We start from the raw sequence: 16,112 nt of genomic DNA, 5'->3' as shown, positions 1-16,112 counted from the left end.
CTATAATTTTTTCTAGTAATCTATCTTTTTTACAATTCCTAAAAAATTCCTTTAACGAATGAAAACGGTGATTGAAAGCCATTGAATGACTTTGGTATGATAAGATTAATAAGTCCATCATTGCGATTTAATTAAAAATATGACATTTTAACTCATATACATAACAAGAAAAGTAGAGATGATTCGTGTTTTTTTCTCAATATACATGTTTTTCTAACATATAATGCAATTTCTTCTAATAGAATAAAAGAGAATGACATTAGATACTACTTCCACATGACAAACAATGGTAAGGATGATAAGAAATGAAATTAACTGAGATTGTCTTAAAAGAACTACCATTTCCATACTTCTTAATTGACAACAATAATCACGTGGTTTCAACATCTATAGTTAATCAGCATACAATCATTGGTACCCCATTCACACAATTAATGAATTACGAAGATGTCGAACAATTTAATGAAATACGCAAGAAAAAAGCAGTTCTTAATTTACAGCTATTTTTCGGAAACGGTTATCACAATTATCGCGTCTATACGATTCCTGAGGAAGAATCATGTCATTTATTTTGCTACCCCTTATTTCATTCATTATCTACTGATCATAATTATCAAACACAACAATTAGAGCAAAAACTCCTCAGATTTAGCTTAGAACTAAATGAAAAAAAGAAAATCATTCATGAAACTGCGTCTCAGATTAATGAAGCTAATTTCACAAATGAGTACGCACAAAATTTAAGTACACTTGCAGCATCGATGGCACATGAAATACGTAACCCGCTTACAACAGTTAAAGGTTTTTTACAATTGTTAAAACCCTATCTCAATGAGTCAGGGAAAAATCAATATGTTGATATTGCTCTAGATGAGATTAATCGTGCCAATGATATTATTCATGAGTTTCTAAATGCAGCAAAGCCAACAGACAATATTAAAGAACGTATTTCTATTAATAAACTTGTTCACGATACTTTCCTGTTGTTTCAGAGTGAAGCGATTTTAAAGAATACTGCACTCTCCTTCCAATTATCAAAAGACGATCCATATATTTATGGTAATGCCAAACAATTAAAACAAGTACTAGTCAACTTAATTAAAAATGCACTGGAATCATTTGATACACAAGAGCAGCATCAAGAAAATACGATTAATATCTCTGTTAGAAGGACAGCTGAAACATGTTTAATCGTTATAAAGGATACTGGTTTCGGAATGAATGAAGAGACATTAGAAAAGCTTTTTCAACCTTTTTATTCTACTAAATCGACGGGCACAGGCATTGGGTTATCCATTTGTAAAAGAATTATCGAACAACATAATGGCTGGATTAACATTTCATCTGAAATGAATGTTGGTACAACGATTAAGATTACTTTACCGCTAGATAAAGAAAATACATACAGCAATTGAGAGATTAACTTCACATATCCGAATGATCTGGCATCGTTTTATAGCAAAAAAAAGAAGCCTCCGTTTTAGTCGGAGGCTTTTTTTCTTATTAAATTAATTGTTCTTTTTCATCCTCAACCTTTTTATTTTGAAATAAACCAATGATTATTCCTAGAACCGCTCCTAAAAATGCAGGTACTAACCAACCTAACCCTACATCATATAATGGAAGAATACTAGTGAATAGATTATCTACTGAGGTAATCGTATATCCTGCTGCTTTAAAGCCATCAAAGATACCAATAATAAACGTAAATAACATACTCATTTGGTAAACAGATTTCTTACCATTAAACAACGGGTGTAAAAACGTAAGGATTAATAATACAATCGCTAATGGATAAATAGCTGTTAATACCGGTACTGAAATAGCAATCAATTGACTTAATCCAAAATTAGCAATCGCTGCACTAAATACTGAGAAAACAATAACAAACGTATTATAGGAGACTTTAGGCATGATTTTACTAAAATAAGCTGCACATGAAGAGATTAAACCAATACTAGTCGTTAAGCATGCGGCAATGACAATCACACTTAGTATAACTCCTCCAAATGAGCCAAAATAATGCCCGGAAACTTGAGATAAAACCGCCCCACCGTTTCCTAATATACCTAATTGAGAAACACTACTAGCACCAATATAAGAAAGTGAGCCATATATCACAGCAAGCAAACCGGCTGAAATTAATCCTGCTTTAATCACTGAAAGCATCACTACTTTAGTTGATTGAACGCCTTTAGAACGAATGGCATCAATTACGATAATTCCGAATACGAAAGCAGCAAGGGCATCCATTGTTAAGTAACCTTCAGTAAAGCCGTTAAAGAAAGAGTTAACAGTATATGCCTCACTTGGTGCTTGTAGAGATCCTAGTGGATTAACAAATGCTACTACAATTAAAATTAAAATAAATAATAGTAGAATAGGTGTTAAAACTTTACCAACAATATCAACAATTTTCGATGCATTCAGAGAGAAGAATGCGGTAATTCCAAAGAAGATGATAGAGAAGATAACTAATCCAATCGTACTCCATTCATCAGAAATGAATGGTCTAATACCAATTTCATAAGAGACCGTACCAGTTCTTGGTATCGCAAATAATGGTCCGATAGATAAATATAGAACAACTGTAAAAAGTAGACCAAAGAGTGGACTTACACGACTTGCAAGCGATTGCAAGTCACTTTTACCAGAATAACCTAAAGCGATTACACCCAATAAAGGAAGACCAACACCTGTTATAATAAAGCCCGCTACTGCGGCCCATACGTTCGTTCCTGCTTCTTGACCCATCATTACTGGAAAAATTAAGTTCCCAGCACCGAAAAATAATGAAAATAACATAAATCCTACTGCAATAATATAAGAAGACGGAACCTTTTGATTCATATCTTCTACCCCCTTCTGCCTCTACTGTTGTAGTTAACAATCTTCAATTACTACAATTTACTAATTCTTCAGAAAATTCATATTTAAATATAATATTGTATGAATTACAATCTCTGAAAAAATTCAAGCAATATATTGCATTATTAAAGTAACATATCCATGTAATGAATGCAATATATTATTTTAAAAAAATATAGTCATATGTAATATATTAATAGAATTATTCTTACTTAATTTACTAGTAGAGACCTCGATAATTTTACATTCTTGATTGGAATGACTAAGAATAATCCTTCTAGTTATCAAAAAAATAGTGAATATTATTATAGGTTACATAAAAAAACCCTTACAAAAGGAAAATCTTTTGTAAGGGTAAAAAACAGTTAAATTACTTCTTCATTCTCTTTTATCTTTGTCTCTCTTTTAAACAGATCTATTACAATACCTAAAATTACACCAATGATAGCTGGTACAATCCAACCTAATCCCACTTCATACAACGGAAGAATGTTTGCGAATAAATGATAAACAGGCTCTATTTGAACTCCTGCTTCTTTTAAACCGTCAAAAACACTAACAATAAACGTTAAAATCATACTCACTTGATAGACAGTCTTCTTCCCATTAAAAAACTGATGGAAAAATGTTAAAATTAATAATAAAATCGCCAAAGGATAAATCGCTGTAAGTACTGGAACAGAAATAGCTATTAACTCTGTTAAACCAAAGTTCGCAACTGCAGTACTGAAAATAGCAAATGCAATTACATATGTCTTATAGGAAAATTTAGGCATGATCTTACTAAAATAGCTAGCACATGAACTGATCAAACCTACACTTGTTGTCATACAAGCAATAATCATAACAGCACTTAGAACGATTCCTCCATAAGAGCCAAAATATGCATAGGCAACACCCGAGAGAACAGCTCCACCATTTTCAAGGATACCTAATTCCGCAACACTACTAGCACCCATATAAGCCATCGCACTATAAAAGAATGCTAATAAAACCGCAGCAATCAAACCAGCCTTCATCGTAGCAAACATAATAGAGCGATTTGACTCTATACCTTTTGCCCGCAGTGCATTAATAACAATTACACCAAAGACAAATGCAGCCAGTACATCCATAGTTAAATAGCCTTCTGAGAAGCCATTAAAGAATGAGTGTTGTGAATAAGCTTCTGTTGGCTCCCCAAAAGATCCTAGAGGATTAAAAACAGCAACAAGAATTAATAGTAGTATAAAGCTAATTTTAATAGGCGTTAAATATTTACCAACAATATCAACAATCTTTGATGAATTTAATGATAATATCGTCGCAACACCAAAGAAGCAGATTGAGAATATTAATAAACCAATCGTCAGTGAAGATTCTGGCAATAATGGTCGAATTCCAATTTCAAATGAAACACTTCCTGCTCTCGGAATGGCAAATAATGGACCAATAGCTAAATACAATATAATAGCGAAAATCAGTCCAAATGTTGGATTCACTCGACTTGCAAGCGATTGCAAATCACTCTTACCTGAAAAGCCAAGAGCAACAACAGCTAATAATGGCAGTCCCACACCAGTTATAATAAACCCAGCTGTCGCTGCCCAAACATTTGTACCCGCTTCTTGCCCCATCATAATCGGGAATATTAAATTACCCGCTCCAAAGAACAAAGAGAATAACATTAAACCTAATACAACCACATAAGAATTTGAAGATTTTTGATTCATATTTACAAGTTTACCCCTCTCAATTACAACTAGCAGATGATTTTTTCACCGCTAGTATTTTTCAGAATATTTATTCTTCATAAAATTAAATATTCTGAAATAATTTTTAAAAATTCTGTCACTTATCTAATTCCCGTTAATATATTGCATTAATAAGATAACATATCACTATAATGAACACAATAAATTATCTTAAGAAACTAACGGAAGAGGTGATATATTGCATTAAAAACTATATTATTATATAATTTTTTCTATATATTACTAATATAGATAGAATATTTCCGGATTTCTTTCAGCAATTTTGAAAAATCACACTATACTAACAGAGTAATTTACAGATATTTGATACGCAAAGGTGGTTTATTATGCCAATTCCAAGTAATTTTTCAACTCCACAACGACTTTCAGCTAAAAAACGAGCATTCTTGCAAATTCAAGAATGGATTATTGATGGCACGTTAAAACCAAAAGAAAAGCTGAATGATGCTGATCTTGCGGAAGCTTTAGGAGTCAGCAGAACACCCATTAGAGAAGCATTACAATTATTAAATTCCCAAGGATTTGTAGAAATGTATCCGGGTGTAGGGACACAAGTTACTGCAGTAAATCACGAAGATATAACGAAAATCCTTCCTCCATTAAGTGTCCTGCAAGCATTGTCTTCTGAATTAGTAGCAGGCAATCTGGGGCAAGAGGTAATTAATCGTTTAAAAGAAATTAATCAGAAATTTGCTGAAGCTATTAAAACTGAGGATTCATTCTCTGCTCTTAAATATGACGAAGAGTTCCATCAATTAATAGTAGATGAAACAAAAAACCCTTATATAACTCAGGCGATTGAAGGTCTCCAACCTCACGTTATGAGACTTTACTATTACAAAGCCATTATCTTAACAGAATCATCTATCGACGAGCATGAACGGATCATACAAGCGCTAGAAGCAGGTGACAAACAAACAGCCTCTGATGTAACAAGAATCAATTGGATTCGTGCCATCAATGAATATTTTTCTGAGCATAAATAAGGTTCCCTTCTCTTTCCAATCAAAATCTTAGCAGTGTGTTTCGCTTTCGTATACAATAGTCTTATAAAGATAAAAGGAGTGGGGACCTTGGACATTCGATTGAGTGACAAAGCCATTAACTGGTTTAAAGATGAGATGCTTTTAACTGCCGGAGATTACGTTCGTTTTTTTGCCCGGTATGGAGGTTCAAGCCCGATACAACAAGGATTTTCTTTAGGTATTTCTAATGAAGAACCGGTCAATCCTGTCGTTACGAAAGAATCTGACGGTATCCAGTTTTTTATCGAGGAAAAAGACTTGTGGTACTTCGATAATCATCATTTGATTGTGCAATATGACGAGGACTTAAACGAACCGCAGTATAAATATGAAAAATAAACATCACCCCTAGCTCTATAAAACTAGGGGTGATGTTTATTATCTCCAAATATGCTCTTCTTTTCCCTCTAACTTCATAATTTCAATTTGTTTATCTCCTAATAAATCAAAATGAGAGTATCCGTCTTTACGATGATGAATCCACTCCGGCTTCAATCCGTACTTCTTCCCCCATAAAATGAGCTGATTCAAATCGGACGCTCCCACCTTCGTGACCGTCTTACACGTGGGAAAACGATCATCAAGCCAATAATGAGTAAGAAAGGCGATCTTTCCAGCATCTATATCAGATTTCCACTTTCTTACATCAACCCTAGTAATACCGAACGCCATTTTTAAGCCTTCTTTCTTTATTTCTTTGCTTTTTCGTATGCTTCATGCCAATCTGGAAACTTCCTCCGAAGTGAAATCGGTCGAAAACTATCCTTCTTCACACAAGTGTGTAATGAAGACCCACTAACAGCGAGAATGCCTTCTTGGTTATATATTTCATATCCATAAGTTGTCCTTAAACCATCATAATCCTCTACCCAAGTCTTGACTGTAGCTGTCTCTCCATAATGGAGAGGTTTTTTATAAGATGCTTGTATGTCAAGTACAGGTGATAATACACCTTGTTCTTCTAATGCCGCATAATTAAAACCTAGGTCTTTTACGAATTGCGTTCGACCTAGTTCCATCCAAATAATATAATTGGCATGATAGACCACACCCATTTGATCTGTTTCCGCATATCTAACTTCTATCTCTTTCGTTGAAACTAGCACTAGTCTTGTCTTCCTTTCTATTCGGACCAATTGTATTTATAAAATCTCTCTCTGTTAATGTGGATAACGATGACTCACTTGTATGTGAATCTTCCATAATTCTTCTTGCTTGATTCTGAATAGCCCCTTCAGCAAGATTCACAACTAAACGACCATTCCCTTCTGTTACTGTAGTCGTAAAATACTCCAGCAGTAATTGTTCGGCCGCCTTCGTTAAACTCATTTCATATCTTGTTAAAAATGCTTTCATCATCTTCAGCATCTCTTCAGCAGTATAGTCCGGAAAATGTAAAAACTTTTTAAAACGCGACCTTAGTCCAGGATTACTTGCCAATAGCTTTTCCATTTCCACTGGATAGCCTGCTAATATCACTACCAAGTTTTCGTTATGCTTAGTCATTTCATCTACAAGCGTATCTATCACTTCTTTTCCGAAATCAGTAGTGATATCAGATAAAAGAGAATACGCTTCATCAATAAACAAAACACCACCTAATGCTTGGCGAATAAGTTTTCTTGTTTTTAATGCTGTCTGGCCAATATAACCAGCAACAAAGTCGGCTCTACTCGAAACAATAAGATGGCCCCGTTTGAGCAAGCCGCATTCTTTTAATAATTGTGCGAAGATTTTCGCTATCGTCGTTTTCCCAGTACCTGGATTCCCTGTAAAAACTGAGTGTAGCTGCACAGGAATGGCCGGTAATCCTTGTTGCCCTCGCATATGCTGTACTTGTACAAATGACACTAAAGTCTTTACTTCTTCTTTAACATGCTCCAATCCAATCATTTCATCCAGTTGCTTCTGCGGTTGATCAATAGACTCTTCCTCATCAATGGTAAAATCATCTTCTTCTAATATGGTTAGTTCTCTAATATCTGCTTGATCACCCTTTATACCTTTAGAAAATATCGCATCGAGAATGACATCATGTACAGCTCTTGCGTTACCAAAGGTATCATCAACACGCTCTCTTTCTATTCTCTTTAACAACGCCCTTTCTCCTGAACTAGTTAGCACATAATCATTATTTAAAGCGATTCGCTTTCCTATCTCTAACAACTCGTAGTCATTGTAATCTGAAAGATGGAGATGGTTTGCTTGCGGGAAACGACTGCGTAATCCCGGGTTTACTTCAAGAAACTGTCGCATTTCATCAGGATAGCCTGCCAATATTACTGCCAATCGTCCACTATACTTTTCACTTGTCATTAACGAAACAAGGGTATCAATTGCTACTTGTCCATAATCGTCCTTTGATTGATCTGATCGATTCAATGTATAAGCCTCATCGATAAATAATACTCCACCTAGCGCTTTTTCGACTAATTGTCCAACATTCTCTTCGGTTTGCCCAACATATGCACCAACTAATTGTGAACGATTAGTTTCTATGACATTCTCCCTTGGTAAGACACCCAAATGATTGTATATACGCGCAAGTGTTCTCGCTAAAGTTGTTTTACCTGTTCCAGGATTCCCTGTAATCACCATATTGAGACTCATTTGATCTCGCTGGTTAAAACCTAAAGTACGACGTCTATGTTGATACTGTAAAAATTGATAATAAGCTTTAATTCTCTTCTTTACATTTATCATACCAACCATTTCATCAAGTTCATTTAAAGGAGTCACATGTTGCTTTTTCTGTATTTCGTAGGCTTCAATTCTTTGTTGCCACTTTTCTTTCACTTTCAAAAGTTGCTCAATTTTTCTCTTTACTTCATCATAATGTATCGCTGTATGAAATACGCCAGATATCGACTGCTCATATGCTTCGGCAACCTCAACTAATTCACCGCCAATGGATAGAGCGTCTTCGAGGATAGCATATAAATCGTTTACAAAAGGACTCAATTGATCATTTTTATACTTACGTAGTTCCTCTTTTTGTCGTTTTAAATGTTCTTTTGCTTTATGAGTTTGTTGCATAAAACGGTTTGTGATGGCTATCATTTCTTCTGCAGCATATTTTTTTGTTGCACGATTATCAGTTTCACGAATAATAGGATATTGAAGTTGATCCATGAATTCTTTGTTAATCATCCATTTTGTTTCTGCGAGCGCTTCTTTTGCTCTGAGATTCTGCGGTGATAATTCAATCGCCTTTTGTAACCATGCAACTGGCAATTGAACATCTGTTTTGTCCCTTATAGCAGACAATTGCGCTGCTTCTGTTAGCAACTCTGATAATTGTTCAGCATCCGTTTTTTCATCTAAACGAGAGATTTGTTCAAATATATTTCTTTCAGTATGTACTTGCTGGGAACCATTTTTATCAATATCTGTTTTTTTCTTTTGTTTCATTCTATTCACATCACTTTATTCAATGGTTTAAACTAACTATACCATATTTTTTTCTTCATATTGAAGTAAAGCCGCTTACATACAAAAGGATGCTTAGGTACGGCTTACCTAAGCATCCTTTTGACATTTATTCACCTTTTGTTTGAATCACATCAGGTTGTTTGCCTGTTTTATCCTGCATTTGTTTACCTTTATTGCCACCAAAACCTCTTGATTGTGTACCAAGGTGATTGGGGACAAAAGCTTTACTGTTCTTTTTTGGATTACCCATCACTTATCCCTCCTTCATTTTATTATGTTCGGAAGTTAAGTGAAATAGTCAGGTAAAAATCTACTCTGCCTTTAGGTGACTAGCATGTTTTTCTTCTAATCGCATTTCTATTTTATCCATTGCAGACTGATCTTTCATTAATTGAAGCTTATTCTCTAATACCAGATCAGCAAACGTTCTTCTTTTAGGTTTTCTCATAAAATTCTTCACCCACCATTTCTTTCTATTTTATAAGCAGTATGCCCCATTCAATAGAAAGTTATTACAAATTTTAGAAAATTTAATAATGGGCTTAGTTATTGAATTATAAAAGAGATAGATTAAAACTGTTTTAACTTTTCTTTAATTAATGATAAAGGCATAGCACTATAGTATTTATCCCTTATGACGCCCTTTTCATCAATGAAATAAGTAGTTGGTATTACCATCACATGATAAATTTCATTTACTTGATCATTCTCGTCTAATAAAACCGGAAAAGTAATACCTAATCGCTCAACATATTTGCTGACATTACTTTTTGTATCAATGTTAATGGCAATGATCTCTATATTAGTATCCTTTTTATTTTGATAAAATGATTGGAAATCACGCATTTCTTGTTTACATGGCGCACACCAAGTAGCCCAAAAATTGAGCATCACTTTTTTTCCGCGAAATTCCGTTAAACTGACATTTTTACCTTCAATAGTCTGAAGCTTAAATTCGGGTGCTTTTGTGCCGATCTTCAAACCAGGTAATTGATCTTCTGCTGCAGTTTCTAGCGGGATAAATAGTAAAAGGCAACAAAGGAATAATAAGGTTTTTTTCAACTAGAACACTCCTTCCTTTCATTATTGTTCCTAATAGAAAAGAAAATATAGTGTTCTGATCATCCAAAATGAAAGAAAATATGTAAATAAATAAACAAAAGCGATACGCATCCATTGAATCATAGGGAAATGCGAGTGATAGGCTTTAATAAATAAATAAATTACCATGATAACTAAAGCGAAGAATAGACCTTTCAGTCCACTATTTGAATAAACAATTATAAGAGGGTTTTTTATTACATCTGTAAACCTCATTATTAGTGGCAGCCCTTTATAACATAGGAGAAAAATAATTAGACCAGTCACCAGACTAGAACTAACTTCATCTTTTATCTTCCCATCAACTCTAAACAAAGTTTTTAAAAGAAAATATGTGATTACAAACGCTATCGCAAGACTTAACTGATTCACAGTAATTAAAAACGGACCAATCATCCATGCTTTCAATTGTTATCTCCTTTTGTTTTACTATGCTCAATCATTTTTACTCATTTCATTTAGTTCTAAGGTTTTTTTAAACTTTCACATCGTGATTCTATGTGTATTGAATGAAGGCAAATTCCTTCCTAAAGGGTGAAGTTTGTTGAAGTTTGGAAACTAAAAACCCTCTACACATCTAGAGGTGTAGAGGGCAGGAAAGCTACAATTATTTCTTCAATCGATTACGAAGAACCATTTGCAAGATACCACCATGACGATAGTAATCAATTTCCACTTCAGAGTCGAAACGAACAAGTGCTTCAAAAGTAGTTATAGTGCCATCTTCTGCAATTGCTGTCACTTTTACAAAGTCGCGAGGTCTCACGTCTTCTCCAATTTCAACACTAATTGTTTCCTTACCAGTTAATCCTAGTGTATCAGCACTCTCACCAGCTTTAAATTGAAGTGGTAGAACGCCCATTAACACAAGGTTAGAACGGTGAATACGCTCATAGCTTTCGGCAATAACTGTTTTAATACCGAGTAAATTTGTTCCTTTTGCTGCCCAGTCACGAGATGATCCCATTCCGTAATCCTTACCAGCAAGTACAACTAATCCAGTGCCATCTTCTTTATATTGCATACATGCATCATAAATGGATGTCACTTCACCAGTTGGCCAGTACGTTGTGAATCCACCTTCAGTACCTGGTGCAATTTGGTTACGGATACGGATATTAGCAAATGTACCACGCATCATAACTTCATGGTTACCACGACGAGAACCATAAGAGTTAAAGTCACGAACTTCTACGCCATTTTCGCGAAGGTATTTACCAGCTGGTGTATCTTTACCGATTGCACCTGCAGGAGAAATATGGTCAGTTGTAACAGAATCACCAAATTTACCAACTACACGTAAACCATTTAATGGTTTTACTTCTTCTGGATCTGGTTTTAAACCTTCAAAGAATGGTGGGTTTTGGATATAAGTAGATGACTCATCGAAAGTATATAATGGTTCATTACTTGTTTTAATTTCATTCCAACGCTCATTATCATCGAATACACGCTCATATTCAGCACGGAATAAATCAGGTGTAACCGTTTGTTTAACGACTGCATTGATTTCCTCTGTTGTTGGCCAGATGTCTTTAAAGAATACATCGTTCCCATCTTTATCTTGACCAAGAACATCATGTTGAAGATCAACATCAACTGTTCCAGCTAGAGCGTATGCAACTACTAACGGTGGTGAAGCAAGGTAGTTACCTTTCACTAATGGATGGATACGACCTTCAAAGTTACGGTTACCAGAAAGAACAGAAGTAACAAGTAAATCACTGTCAGCAATCGCTTCTTCAATTTCTTCTTTTAAAGGACCAGAGTTACCGATACATGTTGTACATCCATAACCTACTAGGTTAAATCCTAATTGCTCTAAATAAGGAAGTAAACCAGAGTTATTTAAGTACCCAGTTACAACTTTTGAACCTGGTGCTAAAGATGTTTTCACATATTTAGGAACTTCCAAACCAAGTTCTACTGCTTTTTTCGCAACAAGACCTGCACCAACTAATACATAAGGATTAGATGTGTTTGTACAGCTAGTGATTGCAGCAATTGCAACTGCACCCGTTTTCATTGTCGTAGAATCGCCATTTTTGAAGTTAACTGTTGCTGTTTTATCAAACTCTTTCTCATCATAACCAAAACCTTGGTTACCTTGAGGAGCAGTAACAGCTTTATTAAATTCTTTTTTCATAGCAGAAAGCGGAATTAAATCTTGCGGACGTTTTGGACCGGAAAGGTTCGGTTCAATATCAGCTAAGTTAATTTCTACTACATCTGTATAAACTGGTTCTAATGAAGGATCGAAGAATAAGCCATTTGCTTTAGAATAAGCTTCAACAACTTTGATTTGTTCTTCTTTACGTCCAGTTAGACGCATGTATTCTAAAGATTCACCATCAACTGGGAAGAACCCACATGTTGCACCATATTCAGGTGCCATGTTCGCGATTGTTGCACGATCAGCTAGTGGAAGTGCAGGAACACCTGGTCCGAAGAATTCCACAAATTTACCTACAACACCGTGTGTACGTAAAACTTGTGTTACTTTTAAGGCAAGGTCAGTAGCTGTTGCTCCATTAGGTAGCTCACCAACAAGTTTCACCCCAACAACTTCAGGAACTGGGAAATATGAAGGCTGTCCAAGCATCCCAGCTTCCGCCTCAATACCACCAACACCCCAACCAAGTACACCGATACCATTAATCATCGTTGTATGAGAGTCAGTACCAACAAGTGTATCAGGGAATGCTTCAAAATCTCCTTCTGTTGTTTCATTTGCAATTACAACATCAGCAAGATATTCTAAGTTTACTTGGTGAACGATACCTGTCGCAGGTGGAACAGCACGATAGTTATCAAATGCTTTTTGTGCCCAACTTAAGAATTGGTAACGTTCTGCGTTTCTTTCAAATTCTAAAACCATATTTGCATCTAGTGCATCTGGTGTGCCATATTTATCAACTTGTACAGAGTGGTCAATAACAAGATCAACTGGTTTTTCAGGGTTGATCATATCTGGATCTCCACCCATATCAGCCATAGCTTTTCTTAAAGAAGCTAAGTCTACAACTGCTGGTACACCTGTAAAGTCTTGAAGGATAACACGTGAAGGTTTAAATGGTACATCCACTTCCTTCACATCTGCTGTTCCCCATTTTGCTAAGTTTTCAACATGCTCTTTTGTAATTACACGACCGTCATATTGACGTAGTACAGATTCAAGTAGGACTTTAATAGAATATGGTAATTTAGATACCTGTCCTATACCTGCATTTTCAAGTGCTGCTAAGTCATAGTAATGATAACGTTTCCCATCTACATCAAATGATTTACGGGAATTAAACACATCATTTTTCGCCATAGTATTACCCCCTAATTCGAACTACAAAGTACTATAATACCACTTAATGGTAATCAGTCGAAAAGTTTGAATTTTTACCCATCCTCACTTTTCTCACAATTCCTATAATAATACAACATTCAACATAAGTAAATAACAAGAAAGTTATTGTTATTGATAAGTTTTTCTTATGGTATTTCTAATAAATGATATGATAAACATAAAAACACCGCAATTGAGAGAGGTTATCAATTACGGTGTGAAATACACTTCATTTAATTATTATATTAAGAAAATAAACCAATCGCGTTTAATTGACTTTTTTCGACTTTTTTAGCCCTATTTTTATTTTTCTGATTGCACTTGGCTTGTGATGGCATCCAAATCCGTTTGAAATTTAAGCAATTGCTCTTTTTGATGCTCAGATGCAACTTCTAAAGCATTTTGGATTTGTTCATAAGTTTCTGCTATTTCTTGAGACAGATGTTTGAGTTGTTGGCCATACGTACTAGCATGTTTATCTATTACATGATACTGTTCTTCTACATCTTCCATACTTTGTTGGGCTGCTTGAAATGCTTGCTGTTTATTTTTATGATAAGGCATAACTTGTTTTCACCTCTTTTGCTTTTCTTACAATTAAATTGTTCAGAGTGAGGATAAAATATACCGTATAAAAAATGGGGATTCTTTCATCCTATAAACAAAAGGAGGGAAATGAAAAAATGAATAAAAATGATGGTAAAGATATGAGAAAAAACGCTCCAAAAGGGGATAACCCAGGACAACCTGAGCCTTTAAGTGGCTCTAAGAAAGTAAAGAATAGAAATCATTCAAGACAAAAGAATCACTCTCATCATGATATGTAGAAGTTTGTTCGATACAATTGAATAAATGATCAAAATAAAAACCTTAATGAAATAACTCTGCATTCTTGAAATGAGTTCGGTATTGTATCGGACTCATTTCACCTTATCCCCGGACTGTTATTAATAAAAATAATACATCATTCATTTCCTTAACTTGATTAAGTAGCTTCATACAAATATATTTTATAAACTGTAGTTCTTGTACAGTTATCATCAATTTTGGAAGAAAATATAATTTCCACATTAACATTTAAAAAAATCGATTGTACGATTCACATTATTTGTGTATACGCATACATTATCATACTGGGGTGATATGTATGAATATGGAGTGGCAGAGTTGGTTTGAAAGCATGTTTCTTGATCCGTTAACATCTTTTTTAGACGAGTCTATCTTTCGTATCGATGTATTTGATACTGAATCAGCTTATATAATTGAAGCCTTAATTGAAGAGGATCGTTATCATCATGTGCAAGTTATACCAACGGGAGATGAGCTTATTATCAGTGCTGTTGCAAAAAGTGATGGTGCAACATATAGCAGAAAACTTATGCTTCCTCATATTACAACTCCACTACGAATCGTTCACCAGCATTCTATTTTGGAAATTTTCATAGACAAATAATGATACAATATTTAGTTGACATAATAAAATTATGTGAACCTTTTATCGTCTCAGGATTCGAACTAAAATAAACAAATTTACAATATGATAACTCCTGCATGGATATACTAAAATCTATTTTAACTTAAAGAAAAACGCCCGCGTAACAAAAGGGCGTTTTTCTTTATCTTTATTTTAGTTTATTTAACATATCCTCAGTCATTCTTGCGAGATCATACTCTGCTTTAAATCCCCATTCTTCTTTTGCGGCTGAAGCGTCAATGGCATTTGGCCAACTATCAGCGATTGATTGGCGAACTGGATCGACATCATACATTAAGACGAATTCTGGTATATGCTTACGGATTTCAGCAGCGATTTGCTCCGGTTCAAAACTCATTGCTGTCACATTAAATGAATTACGATGTAATAATTTTGCTGGATCAGCCTCCATAAGGTTGACTATCGCATTTAAGGCATCAGGCATATACATCATATCCATATAGGTACCTTTTGCAATATAAGAAGTATACGCTTTGTTTTTCATCGCTTCGTAATAAATCTCCACAGCATAATCGGTCGTTCCGCCTCCTGGAGGTGTTACGTAAGAAACTAATCCTGGGAATCGTAAACCGCGTGTATCCACACCAAATTTATGATAGTAATAATCAGAAAGGAGCTCTCCAGAAACTTTATTTACGCCGTACATTGTTGTTGGTCGGCAAATCGTATCTTGTGGTGTAAGGTCTTTTGGTGTAGAAGGTCCAAAAGCGCCAATGGAACTTGGTGTAAAGAATTGCGCACCCGTTTCTCTTGCTGCTTCAAGTGCGTTCATCAATCCACCCATATTTAAATTCCAAGCAAACACTGGATTTGCTTCAGCTGTGGCTGATAATAAGGCAGCCATATGAATAATAGAATCAACTTGATGCTTTTTCGCCACTTCTAACATCGTTTTTCCATCTGTAACGTCTACCATTTCAAAAGGTCCTGATGTAGCTGCCTCTGAGTCATTGCTTCTAATATCTGTTGCAATGACATGGTCCGTTCCATAGATTTCTCTTAATTTGAGTGTTAACTCTGAGCCAATCTGGCCAAGTGCACCAGTAATCATAATTTTTTTCATTTTTTCTCCTACCCTTTTCAACCCTCTCTAAAGGGGT

At 35.0% G+C, this 16,112-nt stretch carries 17 protein-coding genes; 5 read left to right on the top strand and 12 right to left on the bottom strand.

Translation table 11 applies throughout. The annotated features are described in order from the left end of the window. Positions 1-305 precede the first annotated feature (305 nt). A complete protein-coding gene (locus U9M49_RS03980) occupies positions 306-1,415 on the top strand; it encodes an ATP-binding protein (protein WP_095373324.1) in 1,110 nt (369 codons plus the stop codon). A gap of 88 nt (positions 1,416-1,503) precedes the next feature. On the opposite strand, the gene brnQ (U9M49_RS03975) is transcribed toward U9M49_RS03980, so the two are convergent. Then, positions 1,504-2,850 carry a branched-chain amino acid transport system II carrier protein gene (gene brnQ / locus U9M49_RS03975; protein ID WP_322909312.1) on the bottom strand — a complete coding sequence of 449 codons (1,347 nt, stop codon included), beginning with the start codon at positions 2,848-2,850 and terminating at the stop codon, positions 1,504-1,506. 383 nt (positions 2,851-3,233) lie between these two features. Beyond that, positions 3,234-4,580: a branched-chain amino acid transport system II carrier protein gene (gene brnQ / locus U9M49_RS03970; RefSeq protein ID WP_322909311.1), complete on the bottom strand. Its 1,347-nt coding sequence runs from the start codon at positions 4,578-4,580 to the stop codon at positions 3,234-3,236. Between the two features lie 368 nt (positions 4,581-4,948). Between brnQ (U9M49_RS03970) and U9M49_RS03965 the strand changes: the two genes are divergently transcribed. Further along, on the top strand, positions 4,949-5,608 hold the full coding sequence (locus U9M49_RS03965) for a GntR family transcriptional regulator (protein WP_095373327.1): 660 nt from the start codon (positions 4,949-4,951) through the stop codon (positions 5,606-5,608). Between the two features lie 87 nt (positions 5,609-5,695). Then, a complete protein-coding gene (locus tag U9M49_RS03960; RefSeq protein ID WP_307314045.1) occupies positions 5,696-5,986 on the top strand; it encodes a HesB/YadR/YfhF family protein in 291 nt (96 codons plus the stop codon). Positions 5,987-6,025: 39 nt separating this feature from the next. Here the strand turns inward: U9M49_RS03960 and U9M49_RS03955 are convergent, their stop codons facing one another. The 9 genes from U9M49_RS03955 to U9M49_RS03915 form a co-directional block, all read right to left on the bottom strand. Continuing rightward, positions 6,026-6,319 carry a hypothetical protein gene (locus U9M49_RS03955; RefSeq protein ID WP_307314047.1) on the bottom strand — a complete coding sequence of 98 codons (294 nt, stop codon included), beginning with the start codon at positions 6,317-6,319 and terminating at the stop codon, positions 6,026-6,028. Between the two features lie 17 nt (positions 6,320-6,336). Beyond that, entirely contained in the window at positions 6,337-6,753 is a 417-nt protein-coding gene (locus U9M49_RS03950; protein WP_095373329.1) for an acyl-CoA thioesterase, read from the bottom strand. Further along, entirely contained in the window at positions 6,722-9,058 is a 2,337-nt protein-coding gene (locus U9M49_RS03945; RefSeq protein ID WP_322909310.1) for an AAA family ATPase, read from the bottom strand. The genes U9M49_RS03950 and U9M49_RS03945 overlap by 32 nt, the downstream gene beginning before the upstream one ends. Before the next feature lie 127 nt (positions 9,059-9,185). Then, positions 9,186-9,329, bottom strand: coding sequence for an acid-soluble spore protein N (locus U9M49_RS03940; RefSeq protein ID WP_095373331.1), 144 nt, complete (start codon positions 9,327-9,329; stop codon positions 9,186-9,188). Positions 9,330-9,389: 60 nt separating this feature from the next. Further along, positions 9,390-9,527, bottom strand: a complete 138-nt coding sequence (locus tag U9M49_RS03935) for an FbpB family small basic protein (RefSeq protein WP_095373332.1) — start codon at positions 9,525-9,527, stop codon at positions 9,390-9,392. 122 nt (positions 9,528-9,649) lie between these two features. Next, positions 9,650-10,141: a TlpA disulfide reductase family protein gene (locus U9M49_RS03930; RefSeq protein ID WP_322909309.1), complete on the bottom strand. Its 492-nt coding sequence runs from the start codon at positions 10,139-10,141 to the stop codon at positions 9,650-9,652. A 30-nt stretch (positions 10,142-10,171) separates the two neighbouring features. Next, a complete protein-coding gene (locus tag U9M49_RS03925) occupies positions 10,172-10,588 on the bottom strand; it encodes a hypothetical protein (protein ID WP_322909308.1) in 417 nt (138 codons plus the stop codon). Positions 10,589-10,787: 199 nt separating this feature from the next. Then, the gene (acnA, locus tag U9M49_RS03920) at positions 10,788-13,496 is read right to left on the bottom strand and encodes an aconitate hydratase AcnA (RefSeq protein ID WP_095373335.1); all 2,709 of its coding nucleotides are present in this window, start codon (positions 13,494-13,496) and stop codon (positions 10,788-10,790) included. Positions 13,497-13,820: 324 nt separating this feature from the next. Then, positions 13,821-14,081, bottom strand: a complete 261-nt coding sequence (locus tag U9M49_RS03915; protein ID WP_095373336.1) for a hypothetical protein — start codon at positions 14,079-14,081, stop codon at positions 13,821-13,823. A 119-nt stretch (positions 14,082-14,200) separates the two neighbouring features. On the opposite strand from U9M49_RS03915, the gene U9M49_RS03910 reads away from it, so the two are divergent. Continuing rightward, positions 14,201-14,344: a small acid-soluble spore protein P gene (locus U9M49_RS03910; protein ID WP_224936401.1), complete on the top strand. Its 144-nt coding sequence runs from the start codon at positions 14,201-14,203 to the stop codon at positions 14,342-14,344. A 320-nt stretch (positions 14,345-14,664) separates the two neighbouring features. Next, positions 14,665-14,970, top strand: coding sequence for a heat-shock protein Hsp20 (locus U9M49_RS03905; RefSeq protein WP_095373337.1), 306 nt, complete (start codon positions 14,665-14,667; stop codon positions 14,968-14,970). A gap of 169 nt (positions 14,971-15,139) precedes the next feature. Here U9M49_RS03905 and U9M49_RS03900 read toward each other — a convergent pair whose 3' ends face one another. Beyond that, complete coding sequence (locus U9M49_RS03900; protein ID WP_095373338.1) at positions 15,140-16,075, bottom strand: L-threonine 3-dehydrogenase; 936 nt, start codon at positions 16,073-16,075, stop codon at positions 15,140-15,142. Between the last annotated feature and the right edge of the window lie 37 nt (positions 16,076-16,112).

Source organism: Cytobacillus sp. OWB-43 (assembly GCF_034651445.1).
Classification (GTDB): domain Bacteria; phylum Bacillota; class Bacilli; order Bacillales; family Cytobacillaceae; genus Cytobacillus; species Cytobacillus kochii.
The sequence above is the reverse complement of the archived record's forward strand: the minus strand, read 5'-3'. Positions and strand labels throughout refer to the sequence as shown.

Excerpts from the sequence above, each read along its gene's own strand:
- U9M49_RS03910 (WP_224936401.1), top strand. The coding sequence starts at position 14,201 with ATGAATAAAAATGATGGTAAAGATATGAGAAAAAACGCTCCAAAAGGG.
- U9M49_RS03940 (WP_095373331.1), bottom strand. The coding sequence starts at position 9,329 with ATGGGTAATCCAAAAAAGAACAGTAAAGCTTTTGTCCCCAATCACCTT.
- U9M49_RS03955 (WP_307314047.1), bottom strand. The coding sequence starts at position 6,319 with ATGGCGTTCGGTATTACTAGGGTTGATGTAAGAAAGTGGAAATCTGAT.
- U9M49_RS03965 (WP_095373327.1), top strand. The coding sequence starts at position 4,949 with ATGCCAATTCCAAGTAATTTTTCAACTCCACAACGACTTTCAGCTAAA.
- U9M49_RS03980 (WP_095373324.1), top strand. The coding sequence starts at position 306 with ATGAAATTAACTGAGATTGTCTTAAAAGAACTACCATTTCCATACTTC.
- U9M49_RS03935 (WP_095373332.1), bottom strand. The coding sequence starts at position 9,527 with ATGAGAAAACCTAAAAGAAGAACGTTTGCTGATCTGGTATTAGAGAAT.
- acnA (WP_095373335.1), bottom strand. The coding sequence starts at position 13,496 with ATGGCGAAAAATGATGTGTTTAATTCCCGTAAATCATTTGATGTAGAT.
- brnQ (WP_322909311.1), bottom strand. The coding sequence starts at position 4,580 with ATGAATCAAAAATCTTCAAATTCTTATGTGGTTGTATTAGGTTTAATG.
- brnQ (WP_322909312.1), bottom strand. The coding sequence starts at position 2,850 with ATGAATCAAAAGGTTCCGTCTTCTTATATTATTGCAGTAGGATTTATG.
- U9M49_RS03915 (WP_095373336.1), bottom strand. The coding sequence starts at position 14,081 with ATGCCTTATCATAAAAATAAACAGCAAGCATTTCAAGCAGCCCAACAA.
- U9M49_RS03945 (WP_322909310.1), bottom strand. The coding sequence starts at position 9,058 with ATGAAACAAAAGAAAAAAACAGATATTGATAAAAATGGTTCCCAGCAA.
- U9M49_RS03905 (WP_095373337.1), top strand. The coding sequence starts at position 14,665 with ATGAATATGGAGTGGCAGAGTTGGTTTGAAAGCATGTTTCTTGATCCG.
- U9M49_RS03900 (WP_095373338.1), bottom strand. The coding sequence starts at position 16,075 with ATGAAAAAAATTATGATTACTGGTGCACTTGGCCAGATTGGCTCAGAG.